The organism is Streptomyces vilmorinianum, assembly GCF_005517195.1.
GTDB lineage: Bacteria > Actinomycetota > Actinomycetes > Streptomycetales > Streptomycetaceae > Streptomyces > Streptomyces vilmorinianum.
In genome coordinates, this window is the sequence record NZ_CP040244.1 from 7,430,518 (window position 1) to 7,454,147 (window position 23,630).

Sequence of the window (23,630 nt, forward strand, 5' to 3'; positions counted from 1 at the left end):
CCAGGAACCGGGCGCCCTCCCCGTACTCAGGCCTCCTCGCGCTGCCTCCCCCGCCAACCCCGCACCGCGAGCACCACCGCCACCACCGCGACCACCGCCATCAGCAGCGCCCAGTCCGGCACCGAACGGCCCATCGACGCCACCCGCTCCTCCACCGCGAACGAGTCGTCCACCGACAGCAGCCCCGGCAGCGCCGTCGTGCCGTCGAAGGCCAGGAACAGCGTGCCGAGCACCACGAAGAAGAGGCCCGACAGCAGCGAGGTCGAATGCAGCTCGAAGCGGCCCCGGCGCAGCGTGCGGCCGCGCAGCCAGCGCCGCCCGCCCAGCTCGTACCGCTCCCAGAGCAGCGCGAGCACGAACAGCGGGACCGCCATGCCCAGGGCGTACACGGCGAGGAGCAGCCCCCCGTACGCCGGGCTGCCGCTCAGCGCCGCCACCGTCAGGACGCTGCCGAGGATCGGGCCCGCGCAGAAACCGGCAAGGCCGTAGACCAGGCCGAGGGCGTAGACGGAGACCGCGGTCGTGGGGCGGATCCGGCCGCTGACCTCGGCCATACGGCGGGAGGCGAAGCCCATGCCGAGGATCTGGAGCACCCCGAGCACGATGATCACCCAGCCGCCGAGGGCCACCAGCAGATCCCGGTGGCCGTAGAACAGCCGCCCGGCGAACGAACCGGCCGCGCCGAGCGGGACGAGGGTGGTGGCCAGGCCCGCGTAGAAGATGCCGGTACGGGCCACCAGCTTCGCCCGTGTGTCGATCGAGTACGCGAAGAAGGCCGGGAGCAGCAGGGCGCTGCACGGGCTGAGCAGCGCCAGCAGACCGCCGAGGAAGGCCGCGAGGTATCCGATGTCCGGGGTCATCGGCCCTCGGTCTTCGCCGCAGCCGCCGCCTTCGCCGCCTCGATCGCCTCCGTGAAGGTGTCGAGCGGCTGCGCGCCCGCGATCGGCCGCCCGTTGACCAGGAAGGACGGGGTCGAGGTCGCCCCCAGCGAGTACCCCTGCTCCTGGTCCTTGCTCACCGCCTCCCGCGCCGCCGCGCCGTCGGTGTCCTTCGCGAACCGCGCCAGGTCAGGGACGCCCGCCTCCTTCGCGAGGGCCGCGAGCCGCTCCTTGCCGAAGCCCTTCTCCTTGGCGCCCTCCGCGTACGCGGCCTTGTGGAACTCCCAGAACCGGCCCTGCTGCCCCGCCGCCCACGCGGCCCGGGCCGCCGCCTCCGACTCCTCACCGAAGATCGGGAAGTTGCGCCACTCGATGCGCAGGGTGCCGTTCTCGACGTACTTCCTCACCAGCTCGGGCTCGGTGTCCCGGGCGAACTTCCCGCAGTAGCCGCACTTGAAGTCGGCGTACTCGATCAGCACGACGGGCGCGTCCGGCCGCCCCAGGGCCAGCTTGTCGCCGGCGTCGCGGCGGGCGTACGCCTCCAGCTCGGGGTAGACGCCGTTGCCCGGGTCGGCGGAGACCTCGGCCACGGCGGACGAGGAACCGGCGGAACCGCCCGACGAGGGCTTGGTCGCGGTGTACGAGACGAGAGCGAGCAGGGCGGCGGCGACGGCCACCCCGGAGATGATCACGATCGGCTTGGACTTGGACGTGGACGTGGACATGCGGAAACTCCTGCACACAGAAACGGACGAGGACGGACGGCTCAGCCCCGCCTAAACGCGCAGGATCGACAGCTCCACCGGTGACAGCGGTACGAGCTCCGGCGGCTCGGGGCCCGGTGCCGGGTCCCGTACTCCTCCGTCCCCGCCCCAGACCCCGCAGGCCGTCCGCTCGCCCGTGAGCGCGGGGAGCAGCTCGCCGAAGCCGGTCGGGCGCGGCGGCGTCGCCGGCCGGGCGGCGCCGTCGTCCGTGTGACCCTGGCCGCAGCCCGGCGGGATCCCGGCCGGTTGCACCACCACCTGCGTGCTCGCCCCGGCCTGGGGCGCACCGCACCCCAGCAGCCCCAGCACCACGCCCACCAGCGCGGCGAACGCCGCCAGCGCGCGGACGGTGCGGAACATAGGGGTACCTCTCGGCTCGACGTGCCCGAAATATTACGGGCCGCACCGCCCTGGAAATCGGTTCGCCGGTTCTCCGCCCGGGGTGCGATCCTGGGGTCCGTATGTCTACTTCCTTCGCCGCCCTCCAGTCCGTCCTGGCCGAGGTCTCGCTGCGGGACGCCCACCGGCTCGGCCGCCGCCTCGAGGGCGCCCGCCGCATCCGCAAGCCCGAGGCCCGTGAGGCCGTCCTGGACGAGATCGCCGCCGAGGCCGGCAAGGCCAAGGAGCGCGTCGACGGGCGGGCCGCCCGCGTGCCCGCGGTCACGTACCCCGAGCAGCTGCCGGTCTCGCAGAAGAAGGACGCGATCCTGAAGGCGATACGCGACCACCAGGTCGTGATCGTCGCCGGTGAGACGGGCTCCGGTAAGACGACGCAGATCCCCAAGATCTGTCTGGAGCTCGGCCGGGGCGTGCGCGGCATGATCGGCCATACGCAGCCCCGCCGGCTCGCCGCCCGCACGGTCGCCGAGCGCGTCGCGGAGGAGCTGCGCACGCCGCTGGGCGAGGCGGTCGGCTGGAAGGTCCGGTTCACCGACCAGGTGAACCCGGACGCGACCTTCGTGAAGCTGATGACGGACGGCATCCTGCTCGCCGAGATCCAGACGGACCGCGAGCTGCGCGCCTACGACACGATCATCATCGACGAGGCCCACGAGCGGTCCCTCAACATCGACTTCCTGCTCGGCTATCTGGCCCAGCTGCTGCCCAAGCGCCCCGACCTCAAGGTCGTGATCACCTCCGCGACCATCGACCCCGAGCGCTTCTCCCGCCACTTCGGCGACGCGCCGATCGTCGAGGTCTCCGGCCGTACGTACCCGGTCGAGGTCCGCTACCGGCCCCTCCTGGAAGAGGACAGCGAAGAGGCCGACCGCGACCAGATCACCGCGATCTGCGACGCCGTCGACGAGCTCCAGTCCGAGGGACCCGGCGACATCCTGGTCTTCCTCTCCGGCGAGCGCGAGATCCGCGACACCGCCGACGCCCTCCTCAAGAAGCAGCTGCGCAACACGGAGGTCCTCCCCCTCTACGCGCGCCTCTCCCACGCCGAGCAGCACCGCGTCTTCCAGGCCCACCCCGGCCGCCGGATCGTCCTCGCCACCAACGTGGCCGAGACCTCGCTGACCGTCCCCGGCATCAAGTACGTGATCGATCCGGGCACCGCCCGTATCTCCCGCTACTCGCACCGGACCAAGGTCCAGCGGCTGCCGATCGAGCCGGTGAGCCAGGCCTCCGCCAACCAGCGCAAGGGCCGCTGCGGCCGTACGTCCGACGGCATCTGCATCCGTCTCTACTCCGAGGACGACTTCCTCGCCCGCCCGGAGTTCACGGACGCCGAGATCCTCCGTACGAACCTGGCGAGCGTCATCCTGCAGATGACCGCGGCCGGCCTCGGCGAGATCGAGAAGTTCCCCTTCATCGACCCGCCGGACCACCGCAACATCCGCGACGGCGTGCAGCTCCTCCAGGAGCTGGGCGCGCTCGACCCCACGCAGAAGGATCCGAAGAAGCGTCTCACCGAGCAGGGCCGCAAGCTCTCCCAGCTGCCGGTCGACCCGCGCCTGGCCCGCATGGTCCTGGAGGCGGACAAGAACGGCTGTGTACGGGAAGTCATGGTGATCGCGGCCGCGCTCTCCATCCAGGACCCGCGGGAGCGGCCCGCCGAGAAGCAGGCCCAGGCCGACCAGCAGCACGCCCGCTTCAAGGACGAGACGAGCGACTTCCTCGCCTTCCTCAACCTCTGGCGGTACATCCGCGAGCAGCAGAAGGAGCGCGGCTCGTCCTCGTTCCGCCGGATGTGCAAGCAGGAGTACCTGAACTTCCTGCGCATCCGCGAGTGGCAGGACATCTACGCGCAGCTGCGCACGGTCGCCAAGCAGATGGGCATCCACCTCAAGGAGCCCTCGGCGGACGCTGCCGCGCCGGAGCAGTCCGTCCACGTCTCCCTCCTCGCCGGCCTCCTCTCCCACATCGGGATGAAGGACGTGAAGGAGGGCGCGAAGAACGAGTACCTGGGCGCCCGCAGCGCCAAGTTCGCGGTCTTCCCGGGCTCGGCGCTCTTCAGGAAGCCCCCGCGCTTCATCATGTCCGCCGAGCTGGTGGAGACCTCGCGCCTGTGGGCCCGGGTCAACGCGCGGATCGAGCCGGAGTGGATCGAGCCGCTCGCCCAGCACCTGATCAAGAAGACGTACAGCGAGCCGCACTGGGAGAAGGACCAGGCGGCCGTCATGGCGATCGAGAAGGTGACGCTCTACGGCGTGCCGATCGTCACCGACCGCAAGGTGAACTACGGGCGGATCGACCCCGAGGCCTCCCGTGACCTGTTCATCCGCAACGCGCTCGTCGAGGGCGACTGGCGCACGCACCACAAGTTCTTCGCCGACAACCGCAGACTCCTCACCGAGGTCGAGGAGCTGGAGCACCGCGCCCGCCGCCGGGACATCCTCGTCGACGACGAGACGCTCTTCGACTTCTACGACAAGCGCGTGCCCGAACACGTCGTGTCCGGCGCGCACTTCGACTCGTGGTGGAAGCACAAGCGGCGCGAGGAACCGGAGTTCCTCGACTTCGAGCGCGAGATGCTCATCAACGAGAAGGCCGCCGGGGTCACCAAGGCCGACTATCCGGACTCCTGGCGGCAGGGGCAGCTGAAGTTCCGGGTGACGTACCAGTTCGAGCCGGGCGCCGACGCGGACGGTGTCACCGTCCACATCCCGCTCCATGTCCTCAACCAGGTCACGGACGAGGGCTTCGACTGGCAGATCCCGGGCCTGCGGGAAGAGGTCGTCACCGAGCTCATCCGCTCGCTGCCGAAGCCGATCCGCCGCAACTACGTGCCCGCGCCGAACTTCGCGACCCGCTTCCTGGACTCGGCCGTGCCGCTGCAGGAGCCGCTTCCGGTCACGCTCGCCCGCGAGCTGCACCGCATGGTCGGCGTCCCGGTCGCTCCGGAGGACTTCGACCTCTCCCGGATCCCCGACCACCTGAAGATCACCTTCCGGATCGTCGACGAGCGGCGCCGCAAGCTCGCCGAGGACAAGGACCTGGAGGCGCTGAAGCTGAAGCTGCGCCCCAAGGCCCGCCAGGCCCTCTCCAAGGCCGCCGCGGCCGCCACGGCGGGCCCTGACGGCTCCGGGCAGTCCCTGGAGCGCACGGGGCTCACCGACTGGACGATCGGCACGCTCACGAAGGTCTTCGAGACCCGGCGGGCCGGGCAGCCGGTCAAGGCGTACCCGGCGCTGGTGGACGAGGGCGCGACCGTCGCCGTACGGCTCTTCGACACGGAGGCCGAGCAGGCGCAGGCCATGTGGCGGGGCACGCGGAAGCTCATCCTGCTGAACATCCCGGTGAACCCGGCGAAGTTCGCCTCGGACAAGCTCACCAACCAGCAGAAGCTGGCGCTGTCCCGAAACCCGCACGGCTCGATCCAGGCGCTCTTCGACGACTGCGCGACCGCCGCCGCCGACAAGCTCATCGCGGACCACGGCGGGCCGGTGTGGGACGAGGAGTCCTTCCGGAAGCTGTACGACAAGGTCCGCGCCGACCTCGTCGACGCGACCGTCCGGACGGTGGACCAGGTCCAGCAGATCCTGGCGGCCTGGCAGGCCTGCGAGCGGCGCCTGAAGGCCACGAACAGCCTGGCCCTGATCGACAACCTGACGGACGTCCGCGAGCAGCTGGCATGGCTGATGCCGACGGGCTTCGTCACCAGGACGGGCCTGCGGCGGCTGCCGGACCTGATGCGCTATCTGGTGGCGGTGGACCGCCGGCTGCAGCAGATGCCGACGGGGGTCCAGCGGGACACCACGCGCATGGCGAAGGTCCACGAGATGCTGGACGAGTACGCCTGGCTGCTCGAACAGCTCCCCCAGGGGAGGCCGGTGCCGAAGGAGGTCACCGACATCCGCTGGATGATCGAGGAGCTCCGGGTCAGCTACTTCGCACACGCGCTGGGCACGGCGTACGCGGTCTCGGACAAGCGGATCGTGAAGGCGATCGACGCGGCGGCGCCGTAACCGGGGGCACCGCTTCCGGGTGTCGCCTTGCGCCGGTTCGACCAGACCCTCTGACCTGCTGTACAGTCTTCTTCGCAGCCCCCACTGAGGGCTGCGAGCATGGTCCTGTGGAGCAGTTGGTTAGCTCGCCACCCTGTCAAGGTGGAGGTCGCGGGTTCAAGTCCCGTCAGGATCGCCGAAGAGAAGGCCCACACCGATCGGTGTGGGCCTTCTTCGTCGTGCCGCTTCGTTGCGGTCCCGTGTATTGACGCCGTCCGCCGGCCGCCGGTACCCCAGACATCAGGGAATCGGGGGCCCACACCGGAGGTGGTCGCGCATGGCCGCGGCATCCGCAGCACGGCAGTCGAGGCATGAGGTACGCGCGCTGCTGCGCGCCCATCTGGCGGCCGCCTCCCGCTTTGGGCACATCACACAGCGGTGTTCCGTCTGTCACCGCCTCCTGAGGCTCGCCATGGAGCTCGAGCAGACCGAGGACGAAAGTCCCACCAGCCCATGACCATCGGCGGGTTGAGGACGCCGCCAGGAGTGGCAGGCTGGTTCTTGGCAAGACCTCGCCAGTGTGACGGGTGTCACCGAACGAGTTTTACAAAGTGCCCCGCTTATGCCCTTCCTACACCCGCCCCATTTAATATGTGCAATTGCACCAACCTTCAAGCTTCGTGAGCGGGCACAAAAAAGATCGCGCTGGACCCGGCGGAGTCCAGCGCGATCGATGACGTAGAGCCTGTTGGGGCAGGCGCCCGTCGGCAGAGCTTGGGGTGGGCGGTCCAGGTTGGGGGACCCGGAAATGCCCGGTCTTACGGGGTGTTACGAGTACTGCAGGTACCTCAGGCCTCGCTGCGCTGCTGCGGAATACCCGCCAGCAGGGCGCGGACCTCAGCCTCGCGGTACCGGCGGTGTCCACCCAGGGTGCGGATGGACGTGAGCTTTCCTGCCTTCGCCCAACGGGTCACCGTCTTCGGGTCCACGCGGAACATCGTGGCGACCTCGGCGGGGGTCAGCAGCGGCTCGGCATCAGGGGTGCGAGCGGTCATGAGCGGCCTCCTCGGGAGAACCGAACCTTCTCGGTTCTTTCCTCTAAATTCTGCACCTTGACCCGCGTTGCCCGAAATGGCGGACGCGAGCCGAGTCGGTTATAGGACGAACGGCTTGTCCTCGGCACTACAACTACACCATCCGTCCAGCCACGTCGGCCAAACCGATGGAATTGCCCTCGCAGGTGTTCATCAGCGGGCGGAAGTCGATGGACCATGCCATAACGGACAGTCACGCCACTGTGACGATCAGTCACAGAGCGATCAGGAGTCGTCAGACCCCCCATAGAGTGCAATGCTGAGTGTTCCGCCCATACTTGGACGGAAGGAACCCTCCCCGGACTCCTTGTCCTATTTTGGCACGAGGGTGGGCGATGGGCGCAAGGGCGTAGTAAGTGCTGTCCGTCACGCTTGAGCCAAAGGCCCGGATCGGGACCTACGTCCCGACACACACGCACCAAGGTCCTCACGAGCGCACACCGAAGCCCCGCGACGCTCAATGATCATTTACATCAGCCGGATGTGTTCTGTCGATGATCAGTTCGCGAACTGCAGGTTGCGGATCGCCCGCCACCGCTCCGCGACCCGGCCGTACGCCTCGCTCGCACCCTCTCCGTCACCCTCCCGCAGCGCCGCGATCCCCTCGGCCACATCCGCCGCCGACCGGTCCGCCGCGAGCCGGTCCGCCGACAGGGCGTGCACCAGACCGCCGTAGTCCAGCTCCACCAGCGCGCGCGGATGGAACTCCTCCAGCCATCGGCCGACCTCGACCAGACCCTCGGTCAGCGGACCCTCGTCGATCGCCTCGCGCAGCGTCCGCAGCGCCCGCGCCAGCCGGCGCCGCGCCTGGACCATCGGCGTCCGGTACCGCAGCACCGCCGCCGAGCCCTGCTCCCCCGGCACGTACTCCCGCTCCTCGTCCGCGAAGAGCGTGAACCAGCGCACCGGCACCTGCCAGACCGCCGTACGGATCCACGGGCGCGCGTCGGGGTTCCGCTGCCGCCAGCGCTCGTGGTCCGCCGCGACCTGGGCCCGCACCACCGGCGGCAGCATCACGTCGAGCACCGGACCCGGCAGCGCCCGCTCCGGCCACGCCTCCCTCGCCTCCCCCAGCTCCTCCAGCGCCAGCCAGCCCCGCAGCCGGGTCCGCCACGGGCAGACCATGACCACCCCGTCGACGTACGCGACGAAGGCGTCACCGCTCTCGTGGACCGGCACCGGGACCGGCGGCGTCGGCAGCAGATCCGCGAGCGAGCGGCGGAGTTCGTCCTGCGCGGTCGGGGTGTCCGCCCGGCGCGCGTACCGGGCCCAGTGCCCCCGCTCCGGCTCCGGAAAAGCCGCCAGCGGCTCGTACACGCGCAGATAGGTGGCATACGGGACGAGGACCGAGGAGGCGACCGACATGTCGCAAATCCTTCCACGGAGGTACTCCGGGAGGGGGTGATCCTCAGCACTGAGGCGGATCTACGCCCAGGTAGGACTTACTCTCTTGCCGAACCGGTCCCGCCACCACCCGCAGGGGGGACCGGCGTATCCGCCGCTTCGTACTTGGGAGTCACCACCGTGACCGATGTGACCGGCGTTCCTGTCGTTCCTGCTGACGTGCTGCACACTCTGTTCCACTCGGAGCAGGGTGGCCACGAGCAAGTCGTGCTCTGCCAGGACCGCGCCTCCGGCCTCAAGGCCGTCATCGCTCTCCACTCCACCGCCCTGGGCCCGGCCCTCGGCGGCACCCGCTTCTACCCCTACGCCACCGAGGCGGAGGCCGTCGCCGACGCGCTGAACCTCTCCAGGGGCATGTCGTACAAGAACGCCATGGCCGGCCTCGACCACGGCGGCGGCAAGGCCGTGATCATCGGGGACCCCGAGAAGATCAAGACCGAAGAGCTGCTGCTCGCCTACGGGCGTATGGTCGCCTCCCTCGGCGGCCGCTACGTGACGGCCTGCGACGTCGGCACCTACGTCGCCGACATGGACGTCGTGGCCCGCACCAACCAGTGGACCACCGGCCGCTCCCCCGAGAACGGCGGCGCCGGCGACTCCTCGGTCCTCACCGCCTTCGGTGTCTTCCAGGGCATGCGCGCCTCCGCGCAGACCCTGTGGGGCGACCCGACCCTGCGCGGCCGCAAGGTCGGCGTCGCGGGCGTCGGCAAGGTCGGCCACTACCTCGTCGAGCACCTCCTGTCCGACGGTGCGGAGGTGTACATCACCGACGTACGCGAGGAGTCCATCCGCCGGATCACGGACAAGTTCCCGCAGGTCACGGTCGTCGCGGACACCGACGCCCTGATCCGTGTCGAGGGCCTGGACGTCTACGCCCCGTGCGCCCTCGGCGGCGCGCTGAACGACGACACCGTGCCGGTCCTCACCGCGAGGATCGTCTGCGGCGCGGCCAACAACCAGCTCGCGCACCCGGGTGTGGAGAAGGACCTCGCGGACCGCGGGATCCTCTACGCGCCCGACTACGTCGTCAACGCCGGTGGCGTGATCCAGGTCGCCGACGAGCTGCACGGCTTCGACTTCGACCGGTGCAAGGCGAAGGCCACGAAGATCTTCGACACCACCCTCGAGATCTTCGCACGTGCGAAGGTGGACGGCATTCCGCCGGCCGCGGCCGCCGACCGGATCGCCGAGCAGCGGATGGCCGACGCCCGCCGCGGCTGATTCTCGACAGGGCCGGCCCGCCGGGGTGCTCCCAGGGGTGAACTTTGTAGGTTCACCCCAATCGAGAGATGACTCACCCCGGTCGGCGGGTCGGCCCTCAAGAAGAGGTTAAAATCGCGATTGACCAGCGAGGACAGGGCACCTCGATGGTTCTGTACCGGGTCATGTGATGCGTGCGGCGTACCGTATGGCCACGGAAGCAGGTACCGTTGAAGCCCTACGGACCGGTCTCTCTGCCGAGAGCCCGTTCCGAATCATGAACGCGTGTCAAGACTCTGGGGCCGTCGAGCCCCGTCACCGAGGGGGTCGAGCCATGGGGCGCGGCCGGGCAAAGGCCAAGCAGACGAAGGTCGCCCGCCAGCTGAAGTACAGCAGCGGCGGGACTGACCTGTCGCGTCTGGCCAGCGAGCTGGGCGCTTCGACTTCGAGCCAGCCGCCGAATGGCGAGCCGTTCGAGGACGACGACGAGGAAGACGACCCGTACGCGCAGTACGCGGATCTCTACAACACGGACGACGAGGACGAGGACGACGAGTCCGGTCCTGACGCGTCGTCCCAGCGTCGCGCTTGACCTCTTAACAAGAGCGCTGCTCAGACAGAAACCCGGTCCAGGGATACCTGGACCGGGTTTCTGTGCTGCATCGATGCTGTTCGGTGCTGTGACGGGCTACGGGCGGCCGAGGCCGCCCGTAGCGCCCTCCTACTTGGCGTAGTCGCCGACGAGCTCCGCGCCCGTCGCGTGGTCGCCGCGCTCGGTGATCTCGCCCGCGACCCAGGCCTCGACGCCCCGGTCCTCGAGCGTGGCCAGGGCCACGTCCACGGACTCCGCCGGAACGACGGCCATCATGCCGACGCCCATGTTCAGGGTCTTCTCCAGCTCCAGGCGCTCGACCTGTCCTGCCTTGCCGACCAGGTCGAAGACGGCGCCCGGGGTCCAGGTCGAGCGGTCGACCGTGGCGTGCAGCCCGTCCGGGATCACCCGCGCCAGGTTGGCGGCCAGGCCGCCGCCCGTGATGTGGCTGAAGGCGTGGATCTCGGCCGTCCGGGTGAGCGCCAGACAGTCCAGCGAGTAGATCTTCGTCGGCTCCAGGAGCTCCTCGCCCAGGGTCCGGCCGAACTCCTCGACCTGCTGGCCGAGGGTCATGCCGGCCCGGTCGAACACCACGTGGCGGACGAGCGAGTACCCGTTGGAGTGAAGGCCGGAGGACGCCATCGCGATGACGGCGTCACCCGTACGGATGCGATCGGGGCCGAGCAGACGGTCGTGCTCCACGACACCCGTACCGGCGCCGGCGACGTCGAAGTCGTCCGGGCCCAGCAGGCCGGGGTGCTCGGCGGTCTCGCCGCCGACCAGGGCGCAGCCGGCGAGGACACAGCCCTCGGCGATGCCCTTCACGATGGCGGCGACCCGCTCGGGGTGGACCTTGCCGACGCAGATGTAGTCGGTCATGAAGAGCGGCTCGGCGCCGCAGACGACGATGTCGTCCATGACCATCGCGACCAGGTCGTGGCCGATGGTGTCGTACACGCCCATCTGGCGGGCGATGTCGACCTTCGTGCCGACACCGTCGGTGGCGGAGGCGAGCAGCGGACGCTCGTAGCGCTTGAGGGCGGAGGCGTCGAAGAGGCCGGCGAAGCCGCCGAGGCCGCCGAGGACCTCGGGGCGCTGCGTCTTCTTCACCCATTCCTTCATGAGCTCGACGGCGCGGTCACCCGCCTCGATGTCGACGCCCGCGGACGCGTAGGAGGCACCGGTGGTCTGAGACATGGGTTCAGAGCTTTCGTGTCGTTACTGCGTTACTGCGGGGTCTCACGGACGGCGCAGCGCGTCGGCGGCCGCGGTGGCGGCCGGGCCGGCGGCCAGCTCGGTCTCGAGCAGCTGCTTGCCGAGCAGCTCGGGGTCCGGAAGCTCCATGGGGTACTCGCCGTCGAAGCAGGCACGGCAGAGGTTCGGCTTCTGGATGGTGGTCGCCTCGATCATCCCGTCGAGGGAGATGTACGAGAGCGAGTCCGCGCCGAGCGACTTGCCGATCTCGTCGACCGTCATGCCGTTGGCGATCAGCTCCGCGCGGGTGGCGAAGTCGATGCCGAAGAAGCACGGCCACTTCACGGGCGGCGAGGAGATCCGGATGTGGACCTCGGCGGCGCCGGCCTCGCGGAGCATCCGGACGAGAGCGCGCTGGGTGTTGCCGCGGACGATCGAGTCGTCGACGACCACGAGCTTCTTCCCCTTGATGACTTCCTTCAGGGGGTTCAGCTTCAGTCGGATGCCCAGCTGGCGGATGGTCTGGGAGGGCTGGATGAAGGTGCGGCCCACATAGGCGTTCTTCACCAGGCCCGCGCCGAAGGGGATGCCGCTGGCCTCGGCGTAGCCGATCGCGGCCGGAGTGCCGGACTCCGGCGTCGCTATGACGAGATCCGCCTCGACCGGGGCCTCCTTGGCGAGGCGGCGGCCCATCTCCACGCGGGAGAGGTAGACGTTCCGTCCGGCGATGTCCGTGTCCGGGCGCGCCAGGTACACGTACTCGAAGACACAGCCCTTGGGCTTCGCTTCCGCGAATCGGGAGGTGCGGATGCCGTTCTCGTCGATCGCGATCATCTCGCCGGGCTCGACCTCGCGGACGAAGCTGGCGCCGCAGATGTCGAGGGCGGCGGACTCCGAGGCGACGACCCAGCCGCGCTCGAGACGGCCGAGGACCAGCGGGCGGATGCCCTGCGGGTCACGGGCCGCGTAGAGCGTGTGCTCGTCCATGAAGACGAGGGAGAAGGCGCCCCGGACGTCGGGGAGGATCTTCGCGGCGGCCTGCTCGATGGTGAGCGGCTTGCCGTCCTCGTCGACCTGGGCGGCGAGGAGCGCCGTGAGCAGATCGGTGTCGTTGGTGGCGGCGACCCGGGAGGTGCGGCCTTCCTTCTTGGGAAGGTCGGCGACCATCTCGGCGAGCTGCGCCGTGTTCACCAGGTTGCCGTTGTGGCCGAGCGCGATCGAGCCGTGGGCGGTCGCCCGGAACGTCGGCTGCGCGTTCTCCCACACGGAGGCCCCGGTGGTCGAGTAGCGGGCGTGACCGACCGCGATATGACCCTGGAGGGAACCGAGAGAGGTCTCGTCGAAGACCTGGGACACGAGGCCCATGTCCTTGAAGACGAGGATCTGGGAGCCGTTGCTGACCGCGATTCCCGCGGATTCCTGACCCCGATGCTGGAGGGCGTAGAGCCCGAAGTACGTGAGCTTTGCGACCTCTTCACCCGGAGCCCAGACACCGAAGACGCCGCAAGCGTCCTGGGGGCCCTTCTCGCCGGGAAGCAGATCGTGATTGAGTCGACCGTCACCACGTGGCACGCCTCCGAGTGTAGGCGAGGTCGACCACTGGTCCGAATTGGGGAAATCCAAGGGGCCTCCGAGTGGTGTGATCGTACGAACTGATCCATTGACGTGCGTAGATGCCCTTCTCCCTAGGCGGGAACGGGCTCCCGGCCGGCCGGGCGACGGCAAGCGGACGCTCGTACGGCACGGGTGGGGGCCCTGGGGTGTGACGCAGTTCGCACCAGGACGCCCGCTAGCCCTTCGCGGTCGCGGCGAAGCCCTTGCCCTCGGCGTTGACGAGCGACAGTCCGCGGTGGCGCAGCTCGTACGTCGCCGAGCCGCCGAAGACCTCGTACAGCTCGGTCTCCAGGTCCATCTCCGGGCCCGTGCACCTCATGCGGGTGGTGGTGATCTGGCCGAAGGTCACCGTCCGGCCGGAGATCTCGGCCGTGGTGGAGAACCTGTTGCAGCCGAGGCTGCCCCCGACCTTGCCGTCCTTGTCGATGACGAAGTGCGCCTTGCCCTCCGCGCCCTTCGGCACGGAGGTGGCCGTGTCACCGGAGAGGAGGGAGTCGACGGTCCAGGTGGTGCCGTTCAGCGGGGCCGGCGGCTCGGAGGTCAGGGCGAGCGAGGTCGTGCCGTCGGGGGCCGTGAGGGTGAGCCGGTCGCCGGCCAGCTTCGCCTTGAGCTTCCCCGTGAACGCCTTGTGGAAGGCCGTCTCGAAGTCCATGGCGTCGCACGCCATCTCGGTGGTCTCGCCGAGGCCGACCTCCAGGGTGTCGCCCTCGACGGTGACGGTGGCGCCGAAGTGGTTGCAGCCGGAGTTGCCCTTCGCCCGCCCGTTCTTCTCGATCTCGACATAGGTGCCGGCGGGCGCCGGGGTCTTCCTGCCGTCGACGGTCAGACTGTCCACCGCCCAGTGGACGCCGGTGACCGGCAGGTCAGGGGAGACCGTGCCCGCGCCGGGGTCCGACCCGGCCTTCTCGGTGCCGCACGCGGCGAGGACGAGGAGCGAGGCCAGGGCGGCGGTGGCTGCGGTGATGCGCGGCTTCTGCATGCCGGTGGGACGGCCTGGCGGGACGGACGGTTCCGTTCCGTTCCGTTCAGCCCATGACCGGGAGCAGGGCGGCGAGGTCCGCCCGCTCCCCGCTCGCGCTGACCCGCGCCGCGTCCAGCTCCTCCGCCCATCCCGTACGACCGGTCGCCAGCCGGATCCAGGTCAGCGGGTCCGTCTCGACGACGTTGGGCGGGGTGCCGCGGGTGTGCCGGGGGCCCTCCACGCACTGGACGACCGCGAACGGCGGGACCCGTACCTCGACCGCGCCGCCCGGGGCCTTCGCCGCGAGCGCGTCCGCGAGAAGACGGGTGCAGGCGGCCAGGGCCTGACGGTCGTACGGGACGTCCAGGCCGGTCGCCGCGTTCAGGTCGTCGGTGTGGACGACGAGTTCGAGGGTGCGGGTGACCAGGTGGTCACCGAGCCGCATGGTGCCGAAGCGCGTCGGGACGAGGCGCTCGTCCGCGGCGCCGGCGATCGCCTCCTCGAAGCGCTCCACCGTCCGCGCGTACAGGCCGGGCAGGTCGCCCGTGTCGATCGCCCGCGTGTCCTCGTCGATCGTCGCGGCGGCGGTGGCGGTCGCCGAGGGCCAGTCCAGCAGGGCGAGTTCGAGCGTCGCCGGCTCGGGCTCGGAGAGCTTGCGGACGACCGAGCCGAGAACCATCGTCATGTGCGCGGCGAGGTCCCGTACCGTCCACTCCCCCAGCCGGGTCGGCCCGTCGAGCTGCTCCGGGGTGAGCGCGCTCACCGCCTCCCGTACGTTCCCGAACTGGGCGAGCACGGCGGCCCGGATCTTGGCGGAGTCGTAGCTGCGCGTGCGCTTCTTGGCCGGTGGCATGGGGGCGAGGGTAGTCGGAGACTGGAAAGGGAGGGCTTCCAGCACACCTACGCGTACGAGAGGGGTCGGACAGCCATGGCCGAGCACCCTGACAGCGTCGTGGTCCGCCGGGGCTACGAAGCGTTCTCCCAAGGAGACACGGAGACCCTGCGGTCTCTGATGACCTCGGACTGCACCCACCACTCACCGGGATCCAGTCAGATGTCCGGGCACTTCAAAGGCGCGGACAACGTCCTCGCCCACTTCGGGCGTCTCATGGAGCTCACCCACGGCACCTTCCGGGTCGAGATGGAGGGCGTGTACCCGGACGGCCGGGGACACGTCATATCGACCCACAAGTGGCACGGCGACCGCGGCGACCGCGGCATCGAGATGCGCGGCGGTCTCTTCTTCACCATCGTCGGAGGCAAGATCACCGACGTCGACGAGTGCGTCGAGGACATCGACGAGGCGGACGCCTTCTGGGGGCAGGCCGACTGAACGAGGGACGGCCCCCGGTCCGAGGACCGGGGGCCGCCTCACGTACCGACTCGGATCAGGCCAGCAGGCCCGGGATCGTCGCCTCGTGCGCGGTGCGCAGCTCGCTCAGCGCGAGACTGAACTCGCCCTGCACGTCGATCTCCTCACCGTCCACGACACCGATCCGGGTCGCGGGCAGACCCCGCGCGCCGCACATGTCGGTGAAGCGGAGCTCCTCGCTGCGCGGGACGGCCACGACCGCACGGCCGGCCGACTCGCTGAAGAGGAAGGTGAAGGCGTCCAGGCCGTCCGGGACGACCAGGCGCGCGCCCGTGCCGCCGCGCAGGCAGGACTCGACGACCGCCTGGACCAGACCGCCGTCGGACAGGTCGTGCGCCGCGTCGATCATGCCGTCGCGGGAGGCGGAGATCAGGATCTCGCCGAGCAGCTTCTCCCGGTCGAGGTCCACGGCCGGCGGCAGACCGCCGAGGTGCTGGTGGATCACCTCGGACCAGGCCGAGCCGCCGAACTCCTCACGCGTGTCGCCCAGCAGGTAGAGAAGCTGGCCCTCTTCCGCGAAGGCGATCGGCGTACGGCGGTTCACGTCGTCGATCACACCGAGCACGGCCACGACCGGCGTCGGGTGGATGGCGACCTCGCCCGTCTGGTTGTACAGCGAGACATTGCCGCCGGTGACCGGGGTGCCCAGCTGCAGGCAGCCGTCCGCGAGACCACGGGTGGCCTCCGCGAACTGCCACATCACGGCCGGGTCCTCGGGCGAACCGAAGTTCAGGCAGTCCGAGATCGCGAGCGGCTTGGCGCCGGAGGCGGCGACGTTGCGGTACGCCTCCGCCAGCGCGAGCTGCGCGCCCGTGTACGGGTCGAGCTTGGCGTACCGGCCGTTGCCGTCGGTCGCCATGGCCACGCCGAGGTTGGTCTCCGCGTCGATACGGACCATGCCCGCGTCCTCGGGCTGCGCCAGGACGGTGTTGCCCTGCACGAACCGGTCGTACTGGTCCGTGATCCAGGACTTCGACGCCTGGTTCGGGGAGGAGACCAGCTTCAGGACCTGGTCCTTCAGCTCCTCACCGTTCTGCGGCCGCGGCAGCTTGCCGGCGTCGTCGGCCTGGAGCGCGTCCTGCCACTCCGGGCGGGCATACGGCCGGTGGTACGTCGGACCCTCGTGGGCCACGGACCGCGGCGGTACGTCGACGATCTGCTCGCCGTGCCAGAAGATCTCCAGGCGCTCGCCCTCGGTCACCTCACCGATGACGGTGGCGATGACGTCCCACTTCTCGCAGATCTCCAGGAAGCGGTCGACGTGCTCGGGCTCGACGATCGCGCACATGCGCTCCTGCGACTCGCTCATGAGGATCTCCTCGGGCGAGAGGGTCGCGTCGCGCAGGTGGACCCGGTCGAGCTCGACGCGCATACCGCCGGAGCCGGCACTCGCGAGCTCACTCGTCGCGCAGGAGAGGCCGGCGCCACCCAGGTCCTGGATGCCCGCGACCAGCTTCTCCTTGAAGATCTCCAGGGTGCACTCGATGAGGAGCTTCTCCTGGAAGGGGTCGCCGACCTGGACGGCGGGGCGCTTGGTCGGCTTGGTGTCGTCGAAGGTCTCGGACGCGAGGACCGAGACGCCGCCGATGCCGTCGCCGCCGGTACGGGCGCCGTAGAGGATCACCTTGTTGCCGGGGCCGGAGGCCTTGGCCAGGTGGATGTCCTCGTGCTTCATCACGCCGATGCAGCCGGCGTTGACGAGCGGGTTGCCCTGGTAGCACTCGTCGAAGACGACCTCGCCACCGATGTTCGGCAGGCCCAGGCAGTTGCCGTAGCCGCCGATGCCGGCGACGACACCGGGCAGCACGCGCTTGGTGTCGGGGTGGTCGGCCGCGCCGAAGCGCAGCGGGTCGACGACCGCGACCGGGCGGGCGCCCATGGCGAGGATGTCGCGGACGATGCCGCCCACGCCGGTGGCCGCGCCCTGGTAGGGCTCGATGTAGCTCGGGTGGTTGTGCGACTCGACCTTGAAGGTGACCGCGTACCCCTGGCCGACGTCGACGACGCCCGCGTTCTCGCCGATGCCGACGAGCATGGCGTCGTTGGCGGGGGTCTTCTCGCCGAACTGCTTCAGGTGGACCTTGCTGCTCTTGTACGAGCAGTGCTCGGACCACATGACGGAGTACATGGCGAGCTCGGCGCCGGTGGGACGGCGGCCGAGGATCTCGCGGATGCGGGCGTACTCGTCCTCCTTGAGGCCGAGCTCCTTCCAGGGCTGCTCGCTGTCCGGCGTCTCGGTCGCGTGCTTGACCGTGTCCAGAGTCATCAGGCGTTGACCAGCTTCTTGAGGATCGAGGTGAAGAAACCGAGGCCGTCGGTACGGCCCGTACCGATCAGCGGCTCGACGGCGTGCTCGGGGTGCGGCATGAGGCCGACCACGTTGCCCGCGGCGTTGGTGATGCCCGCGATGTCACGGAGGGAGCCGTTGGGGTTCATGTCCAGGTAGCGGAAGGCCACCCGCCCCTCGGCCTCCAGCTCGTCGAGCACGCGCTCGTCGGCGACGTACCGGCCGTCCATGTTCTTGAGCGGGACCTGGATCTCCTGGCCCTGCCCGTAGTCCACGGTCCAGGCGGTGTCCGCGTTCTCCACCCGCAGCTTCTGGTCGCGGCAGATGAAGTGCAGGTGGTTGTTGCGCAGCATCGCGCCCGGCAGCAGATGGGCCTCGGTGAGGATCTGGAAGCCGTTGCAGATACCGAGGACGGGCATGCCCGCCTTCGCCTGCTCGATGATCGTCTCCATCACCGGCGAGAAGCGGGAGATGGCTCCGGCCCGCAGGTAGTCGCCGTAGGAGAAGCCGCCGGCCAGGACCACGGCGTCGACCTGCTTGAGGTCCTTGTCGCGGTGCCAGAGCGAGACGGGCTCGGCGCCCGCCAGGCGGGCTGCGCGCAGCGCGTCCTGGTCGTCCAGCGTTCCGGGGAACGTGACAACGCCGATGCGTGCGGTCACGACTCCACCTTCACGGTGAAGTCTTCGATCACGGTGTTGGCAAGGAAGGTTTCGGCCATCTCATGGATGCGGGCAAGGGCGGCCTCGTCGACCGGTCCCTCCACCTCCAGCTCGAAGCGCTTTCCCTGGCGGACGTCGGCGATTCCGTCGAATCCCAGGCGGGGCAGTGCACGCTGCACCGCCTGGCCCTGGGGGTCGAGGATCTCCGGCTTGAGCATGACGTCGACTACGACGCGTGCCACTGGCACTCCCGGTGGTGTGTTGCGTGGGCGGTTCCCTCAGCGTACCTGCCTCCAAATTCTACGCGGGTAGAAGTCTGGAGGACCCTACAAACGACCCCAAAGATCCTCACGGAAAATTCAAGTGAAATATTGCGCGGCCCATTGCGGTGGGACACGCTGATGCAATTGGCTGGGCTTCACATTGCGACGCCTACCGCTGTACAAAGGAATACAGAGGAAAGCAGCATTGTCCCGGGACAGCCGTAAATCCGGTGTCGCCGCACGTCAGAGGCGTTACCCACGCCACCCATGACACGGCGGACCGCAGGAAAGGACCGATATCCGTGGCTCAGCGTGTGGTGGTCACTCTCTTCGACGACATCGACGGCGGAGAAGCGGCGGAAACGGTTGCGTTCGGCCTGGACGGGAAGATGTACGAGATCGACCTGAATCCCGCCAATGCAAAGAAACTGCGCAAGGCGCTGGCCCCCTACCTCGCGGCCGGCCGGAAGCTGACGGGCAAGGCCGCGGCCGCCCGGGCCGGCGGCACGAGCGCCCCCGTCACTTCGTACAAGCACACGGCCGTGGCCCCCTCCCCGGCGGCCGTCCGCGCCTGGGCGCAGTCCAACAAGATGGACGTGCCCGCCCGCGGCCGCATCCCGAAGCGGGTCTACGAGGCCTTCCGCGAGGCCAGTTGAGGCCGGCCGGGACGGCGGGCTGACTCCCTGCCAGGAACGGAGTTGCACTGCACCCCCACTGATCGGCTAGAGTCTGGATCACGCCGAGGGGCGAGGCCGCAGGGCCGGACCTCACGCAGCGTGCGGGTGTAGTTCAGTAGTAGAACATCCCCCTTCCAGGGGGAAGGCGCAGTGTGCAATTCCTGTCACCCGCTCTGCATCGCATTACCGACCACTCTTGTGGATCAGGTAGAGTGGTGCTCGCACCGCCCAGTGAGAGCTGAGCGGCAGCAATGCGGACGTGGCTCAGTTGGTAGAGCATCACCTTGCCAAGGTGAGGGTCGCGAGTTCGAATCTCGTCGTCCGCTCCAGATCGAAGGCCCCGGTTCTCACGAACCGGGGCCTTCGTCGTGCCCGGCGGGGCGACGAGTCGGCTCTGACATGTGTCATGAGCAGTGATGACAGCACGCGCTGCCGACCGGCCTCCTCCGCCGGGAGGCTGAAGCCACGACCAACGTGATCGAGGCAGCGGACCTACAAGAACAACCTGTTCATCGCCCTCCTGATGCCCCTGCTGATGACCTTCGTGCTGCGGTCCTCGGGCGCGCGGATCGACGAGGGCGAACTGCCCATGGGCGTCGCCGGAGCCACCCTCGTCGGCGGTACCGGGATGGTCCTGATCCTGGTCGTCTCCATGGGCCTGGTCTCGGCCCTGGTGGCCCGGCGCGAGGAACTGGTCCTCAAGCGGCCGCGTACGGGAGAGGCGAGCGACCTGGAGCTCCTCGCCGGCGCCGCGCTCCCCTCCGGGGCCATCGCGCTCGCCCAGTGCGCCGTGCTCACCGCCGGCGGGATCGCCCTGCTCGACCTGCCCGCGCCACGGCGGCCCGAGCTGCTCGTGCTCGGTCTCCTGGCCGGCGTCGCCCTCCTCACCGCCGCCGCCGCGACCACGGTCATCACCCGCAACGTCGAGAGCGCGGGCATCACCACCCTGCCGTTCTTCCTCGTCTCGGCCATGGGCTCCGGGATGCTGGTCCCCACCGACGTGCCTCCGGACGCCGTCGCCGACGTCTGCCGGCTGCTGCTGCTCAGCGGCGTCATGGAATTCGTACGCGCCGGCTGGTTCGGCGTCGGCGAGGCCAGGGCCCTGCACACCGCCGGGCTCAACACGCTGGCCTGGGGAACGATCACGGTGTTTGCTGTCCGACGGTGGTTCCGCTGGGAGCCGCGGCGCCAGAAGAGGGGGGCCGGGCGGGTGTCCAGGCTGACGGGGTGGTGGAGCGGGCGCAGCAGTGCGGCCAAGGTCGAGCTGTACACGCGGTGGACGTTCCACGTCTTCGCGCCGCTGGAGATCATGGCCCTCGGCGGCGTGCCCTTCTCCCGCGACCAGGACAGCCGGCTCGGCGACGGCACCGCCCTGGCCCTGTTCCTGCTGATCTGTGCGCACGCGGTGCTCTCCGCCGTCGTCGCCTCCCGGGCCCTGGACTGGGCCGTCGAGCGGCGCGAACGGCCCGTCCGGCACGCGGCCGCGCTGGGCGGCTTCACCGGGTCCTCCTCGCTGGCCCTGCTCGTCCTGGACGCGGCGGGCGTGACCAAGGACAGCACGGTGACGACGGCCGCCATGATCGGCCTGATCGTCTTCACCCTCGGCACCCTGGTCATGTGCCTGCGCAGGGTGCGGCACATGTCCTACGCCGTGCTCGGCACCGCGATCGGGACGGGGGCCGCGGTCGCCGCCCTCGGGATCGGCGCGGGACCGGCCCTCGGCTCGGCGGTCGCCGTGCTCCTCGGCGGCTCCGGACTGGGCGCCGCCTGCGGATTCTCCTCCTGGCTGCTCAAGGTCGTCCGGGAGCTGGAGCGGTCCAAGGAGCTCCAGGCCCGGCTCGCCGTCGCCGAGGAGCGGCTGCGCTTCGGGCGCGATCTCCACGACGTCATGGGCCGCAACCTCTCGGTGATCGCGCTCAAGAGCGAGCTCGCCGTGCAGCTGGCGCGGCGCGAACGCCCCGAGGCCGTGGACCAGATGATCGAGGTGCAGCGGATCGCGCAGGAGTCCCAGCGGGAGGTACGGGACGTGGTGCGCGGCTACCGGGAGGCGGACTTGCGCGTCGAGCTGGAGGGCGCGCGCGGGGTGCTCGGCGCCGCCGGGATCGACTGCGCGATCGATCCCGTGAAGACCGGGCTGCCCGCCGAACTGCCCGCCGAGGTGCAGTCGGTGCTCGGGTGGGTGGTCCGGGAGACCACGACGAACGTGCTGCGGCACGGGGACGCGCGCCGGTGCGCGATCTCGCTGCGGGAGCAGGACGGTTCGGTGCTGCTGACAGTGCGGAACGACGGTGTACGGGAAGGAGCGGAGATGGGGCGCGGCTCGGGCCTCGAAGGGCTGCGGGAACGGCTCGCGGCGGTGGGCGGGACCCTGGAGGCGGGGCCGGACGAGGGCGGCTCGTTCCGGGTGACGGCGCTCGTACCCGTATCGGCGCCCGATCCCGTACCGGCGCCCGATTCCGTACCGGCGCCCGATCCCGTATCGGCGCCCGCGTCCGTACCCGTACAGCGACGGGCGGCGAGGCCGTGACCGGCACTCCCGTACGCGTCCTGCTCGCCGACGACGAGCATCTGATCCGCGGGGCGCTCGCCGCGCTGCTCGCCCTGGAGGACGATCTCGTGGTCGTCGCCCAGGCCGCCACCGGACCCGAGGCGCTCGCCATGGCCCGCGCCCACCGGCCCGATGTCGCGGTGCTCGATCTGCGGATGCCGGGCCTCGACGGTGTGAGGGTCGCCACATCCCTGCGCGACGAACTGCCCGGCTGCACGACCATGATCGTGACCAGTCACGGCCGCCCCGGACACCTCAAGCGGGCGCTCGCGGCCGGGGTGCGGGGCTTCGTGCCGAAGACCGTCAGCGCCCAGCGGCTGGCGGAGATCATCCGTACTGTGCACGCCGGAAACCGTTACGTGGACCCGGAGTTGGCGGCCGACGCGATCTCCGCCGGGGACTCGCCGCTGACCGCGCGGGAGGCCGAGGTCCTGGAGTTCGCGGCCGACGGCGCGCCGGTCGCGGAGATCGCCGAGCGGGCCTCGCTCTCGCAGGGAACGGTCCGGAACTACCTCTCATCGGCCGCCGCGAAGCTCGGCGCCGAGAACCGTCATACGGCGGTGCGTCTCGCACGGGAGAAAGGTTGGGTATAGTTGGCTCCGCGCTACGGCGCATGCGGACGTGGCTCAGTTGGTAGAGCATCACCTTGCCAAGGTGAGGGTCGCGAGTTCGAATCTCGTCGTCCGCTCCATGAAAGAAGCCCCCGGTCGATCCGACCGGGGGCTTCTTCGTGCGCTACGACCAGGTGTTGCCGGTCAGCAGCTCGTACGCCTCCAGGTACTTCGCCCGGGTCGCGTCCACGATCTCCTGCGGGAGCGCGGGCGGCGGCTCCTCGCTCCTGCGGTCCCAGCCGGAGGCCGGGGAGGTCAGCCAGTCGCGGACGAACTGCTTGTCGTACGAGGGCTGGGCGCGGCCCGGCTGCCACTGGTCGACGGGCCAGAAGCGGGACGAGTCCGGGGTCAGCACCTCGTCGGCGAGGATCAGGGTGTCGCCCTCGAAGCCGAACTCGAACTTGGTGTCGGCGAGGATGATGCCGCGGTCACGGGCGATGTCACGGGCCCGGCCGTACACGGCGAGCGTCGTCTGGCGCAGCAGCGCGGCGGTCTCCGCGCCGACCTGGCGGGCGACCTCCTCGTAGCTCACGTTCTCGTCGTGGTCGCCGACGGCGGCCTTGGTGGCGGGCGTGAAGATCGGCGCGGGCAGCTCGGAGCCGTCGCTGAGGCCCTCGGGGAGCGCGAGACCGCAGACCGTACGGGACTCGTTGTACTCCAGGAGGCCCGAGCCGGTCAGATAGCCGCGGGCCACGCACTCGACCGGCACCATCTGCAGCGACTTGCAGATCAGCGTGCGGCCCTCCCAGTCGGCGGGGGCGCCTGCCGGGACGTCGGTGGAGATGACGTGGTTGGGGACCAGGTCGGAGAGGCGGTCGAACCACCACAGGGAGAGCTTGGTGAGGACCCGGCCCTTGTCGGGGATCTCGGTCGGCAGCACCCAGTCGTACGCGGACATGCGGTCGCTGGCCACCATCACGAGGTCGCCCGCCTCGTTCTGGTAGAGCTCACGCACCTTGCCCGTGTGGAGGTGGGTGAGGCCCGGGACCTGAACAGGCTCGGGCTTTTCTACGAATCCGGACACGGTTCCTCCGCGTAGGTTGATCCAGGGAGCGCTTCGATTCTCTCGCACAGGGACACGGACGCGTCGGCCGGGCCCGCCGACAGGCTGGTCAGTCCCT

At 69.8% G+C, this 23,630-nt stretch carries 21 protein-coding genes and 4 tRNA genes; 12 read left to right on the plus strand and 13 right to left on the minus strand.

The window, feature by feature from the left end:
• Nucleotides 1–26 precede the first annotated feature (26 nt).
• The 3 genes from FDM97_RS34565 to FDM97_RS34575 are packed head-to-tail and all read right to left on the minus strand — an operon-like array spanning nt 27 to nt 2,002.
• Nucleotides 27–860 (minus strand): cytochrome c biogenesis CcdA family protein, encoded by an 834-nt coding sequence (locus tag FDM97_RS34565; protein WP_137994398.1) that lies wholly within the window; start codon nt 858–860, stop codon nt 27–29.
• A complete protein-coding gene (locus FDM97_RS34570) occupies nt 857–1,603 on the minus strand; it encodes a DsbA family protein (RefSeq protein WP_137994399.1) in 747 nt (248 codons plus the stop codon). Before FDM97_RS34570 ends, FDM97_RS34565 begins: the two co-directional genes overlap by 4 nt.
• A 51-nt stretch (nt 1,604–1,654) precedes the next feature.
• A complete protein-coding gene (locus FDM97_RS34575) occupies nt 1,655–2,002 on the minus strand; it encodes a hypothetical protein (protein ID WP_137994400.1) in 348 nt (115 codons plus the stop codon).
• Nucleotides 2,003–2,103: 101 nt separating this feature from the next.
• Between FDM97_RS34575 and hrpA the strand changes: the two genes are divergently transcribed.
• The 3 genes from hrpA (at nt 2,104) to FDM97_RS36745 (ending at nt 6,550) form a co-directional block, all read left to right on the plus strand.
• Nucleotides 2,104–6,054: an ATP-dependent RNA helicase HrpA gene (hrpA, locus tag FDM97_RS34580; RefSeq protein WP_137994401.1), complete on the plus strand. Its 3,951-nt coding sequence runs from the start codon at nt 2,104–2,106 to the stop codon at nt 6,052–6,054.
• A gap of 101 nt (nt 6,055–6,155) precedes the next feature.
• A tRNA-Asp gene (locus FDM97_RS34585) sits at nt 6,156–6,229 on the plus strand.
• A gap of 141 nt (nt 6,230–6,370) precedes the next feature.
• Nucleotides 6,371–6,550 (plus strand): DUF6274 family protein, encoded by a 180-nt coding sequence (locus FDM97_RS36745; protein ID WP_137994402.1) that lies wholly within the window; start codon nt 6,371–6,373, stop codon nt 6,548–6,550.
• Between the two features lie 331 nt (nt 6,551–6,881).
• On the opposite strand, the gene bldC is transcribed toward FDM97_RS36745, so the two are convergent.
• Both bldC and FDM97_RS34600 read right to left on the minus strand, forming a co-directional pair.
• Nucleotides 6,882–7,088, minus strand: coding sequence for a developmental transcriptional regulator BldC (gene bldC / locus FDM97_RS34595; RefSeq protein WP_003949541.1), 207 nt, complete (start codon nt 7,086–7,088; stop codon nt 6,882–6,884).
• Nucleotides 7,089–7,625: 537 nt separating this feature from the next.
• Complete coding sequence (locus FDM97_RS34600) at nt 7,626–8,492, minus strand: hypothetical protein (RefSeq protein WP_137994403.1); 867 nt, start codon at nt 8,490–8,492, stop codon at nt 7,626–7,628.
• 159 nt (nt 8,493–8,651) lie between these two features.
• Between FDM97_RS34600 and FDM97_RS34605 the strand changes: the two genes are divergently transcribed.
• Nucleotides 8,652–9,752, plus strand: a complete 1,101-nt coding sequence (locus FDM97_RS34605) for a Leu/Phe/Val dehydrogenase (RefSeq protein WP_175439346.1) — start codon at nt 8,652–8,654, stop codon at nt 9,750–9,752.
• A 313-nt stretch (nt 9,753–10,065) separates the two neighbouring features.
• Nucleotides 10,066–10,323, plus strand: a complete 258-nt coding sequence (locus FDM97_RS34610; RefSeq protein ID WP_137994405.1) for a DUF3073 domain-containing protein — start codon at nt 10,066–10,068, stop codon at nt 10,321–10,323.
• Nucleotides 10,324–10,452: 129 nt separating this feature from the next.
• On the opposite strand, the gene purM is transcribed toward FDM97_RS34610, so the two are convergent.
• The 4 genes from purM to FDM97_RS34630 all read right to left on the minus strand — a co-directional run bounded on the left by purM (nt 10,453) and on the right by FDM97_RS34630 (nt 14,945).
• Nucleotides 10,453–11,520, minus strand: coding sequence for a phosphoribosylformylglycinamidine cyclo-ligase (gene purM, locus FDM97_RS34615; RefSeq protein WP_137994406.1), 1,068 nt, complete (start codon nt 11,518–11,520; stop codon nt 10,453–10,455).
• A gap of 42 nt (nt 11,521–11,562) precedes the next feature.
• Nucleotides 11,563–13,089: an amidophosphoribosyltransferase gene (purF, locus tag FDM97_RS34620; RefSeq protein ID WP_137994407.1), complete on the minus strand. Its 1,527-nt coding sequence runs from the start codon at nt 13,087–13,089 to the stop codon at nt 11,563–11,565.
• A 217-nt stretch (nt 13,090–13,306) separates the two neighbouring features.
• On the minus strand, nt 13,307–14,110 hold the full coding sequence (locus tag FDM97_RS34625) for an META domain-containing protein (RefSeq protein ID WP_137994408.1): 804 nt from the start codon (nt 14,108–14,110) through the stop codon (nt 13,307–13,309).
• A 46-nt stretch (nt 14,111–14,156) separates the two neighbouring features.
• Nucleotides 14,157–14,945, minus strand: a complete 789-nt coding sequence (locus FDM97_RS34630; RefSeq protein ID WP_137994409.1) for a maleylpyruvate isomerase family mycothiol-dependent enzyme — start codon at nt 14,943–14,945, stop codon at nt 14,157–14,159.
• 75 nt (nt 14,946–15,020) lie between these two features.
• Here FDM97_RS34630 and FDM97_RS34635 point away from each other — a divergent pair, with 75 nt between their 5' ends.
• The gene (locus FDM97_RS34635; protein WP_137994410.1) at nt 15,021–15,425 is read left to right on the plus strand and encodes a nuclear transport factor 2 family protein; all 405 of its coding nucleotides are present in this window, start codon (nt 15,021–15,023) and stop codon (nt 15,423–15,425) included.
• 55 nt (nt 15,426–15,480) lie between these two features.
• On the opposite strand, the gene purL is transcribed toward FDM97_RS34635, so the two are convergent.
• Genes purL through purS form a run of 3 tightly spaced genes read right to left on the minus strand, consistent with a single transcriptional unit; the run spans nt 15,481 to nt 18,652 of the window.
• Nucleotides 15,481–17,730, minus strand: a complete 2,250-nt coding sequence (gene purL / locus FDM97_RS34640; protein ID WP_137994411.1) for a phosphoribosylformylglycinamidine synthase subunit PurL — start codon at nt 17,728–17,730, stop codon at nt 15,481–15,483.
• Nucleotides 17,730–18,410, minus strand: a complete 681-nt coding sequence (gene purQ, locus FDM97_RS34645) for a phosphoribosylformylglycinamidine synthase subunit PurQ (RefSeq protein ID WP_137994412.1) — start codon at nt 18,408–18,410, stop codon at nt 17,730–17,732. Before purQ ends, purL begins: the two co-directional genes overlap by 1 nt.
• Nucleotides 18,407–18,652 (minus strand): phosphoribosylformylglycinamidine synthase subunit PurS, encoded by a 246-nt coding sequence (purS, locus tag FDM97_RS34650; protein WP_137994413.1) that lies wholly within the window; start codon nt 18,650–18,652, stop codon nt 18,407–18,409. The genes purQ and purS overlap by 4 nt, the downstream gene beginning before the upstream one ends.
• A gap of 323 nt (nt 18,653–18,975) precedes the next feature.
• Between purS and FDM97_RS34655 the strand changes: the two genes are divergently transcribed.
• From FDM97_RS34655 to FDM97_RS34680, 6 genes are all read left to right on the plus strand, one after another.
• Nucleotides 18,976–19,329 carry a histone-like nucleoid-structuring protein Lsr2 gene (locus tag FDM97_RS34655; protein WP_175439347.1) on the plus strand — a complete coding sequence of 118 codons (354 nt, stop codon included), beginning with the start codon at nt 18,976–18,978 and terminating at the stop codon, nt 19,327–19,329.
• A gap of 122 nt (nt 19,330–19,451) precedes the next feature.
• Nucleotides 19,452–19,523, plus strand: a tRNA-Gly gene (locus FDM97_RS34660).
• 80 nt (nt 19,524–19,603) lie between these two features.
• Nucleotides 19,604–19,679, plus strand: a tRNA-Gly gene (locus FDM97_RS34665).
• A gap of 176 nt (nt 19,680–19,855) precedes the next feature.
• On the plus strand, nt 19,856–21,877 hold the full coding sequence (locus tag FDM97_RS37050; RefSeq protein ID WP_284440316.1) for a histidine kinase: 2,022 nt from the start codon (nt 19,856–19,858) through the stop codon (nt 21,875–21,877).
• Complete coding sequence (locus tag FDM97_RS34675; RefSeq protein WP_137994415.1) at nt 21,874–22,491, plus strand: response regulator transcription factor; 618 nt, start codon at nt 21,874–21,876, stop codon at nt 22,489–22,491. The genes FDM97_RS37050 and FDM97_RS34675 overlap by 4 nt, the downstream gene beginning before the upstream one ends.
• A gap of 22 nt (nt 22,492–22,513) precedes the next feature.
• Nucleotides 22,514–22,589, plus strand: a tRNA-Gly gene (locus FDM97_RS34680).
• Nucleotides 22,590–22,633: 44 nt separating this feature from the next.
• On the opposite strand, the gene FDM97_RS34685 is transcribed toward FDM97_RS34680, so the two are convergent.
• Nucleotides 22,634–23,533, minus strand: coding sequence for a phosphoribosylaminoimidazolesuccinocarboxamide synthase (locus tag FDM97_RS34685; RefSeq protein ID WP_137994416.1), 900 nt, complete (start codon nt 23,531–23,533; stop codon nt 22,634–22,636).
• Nucleotides 23,534–23,630: the final 97 nt, after the last annotated feature.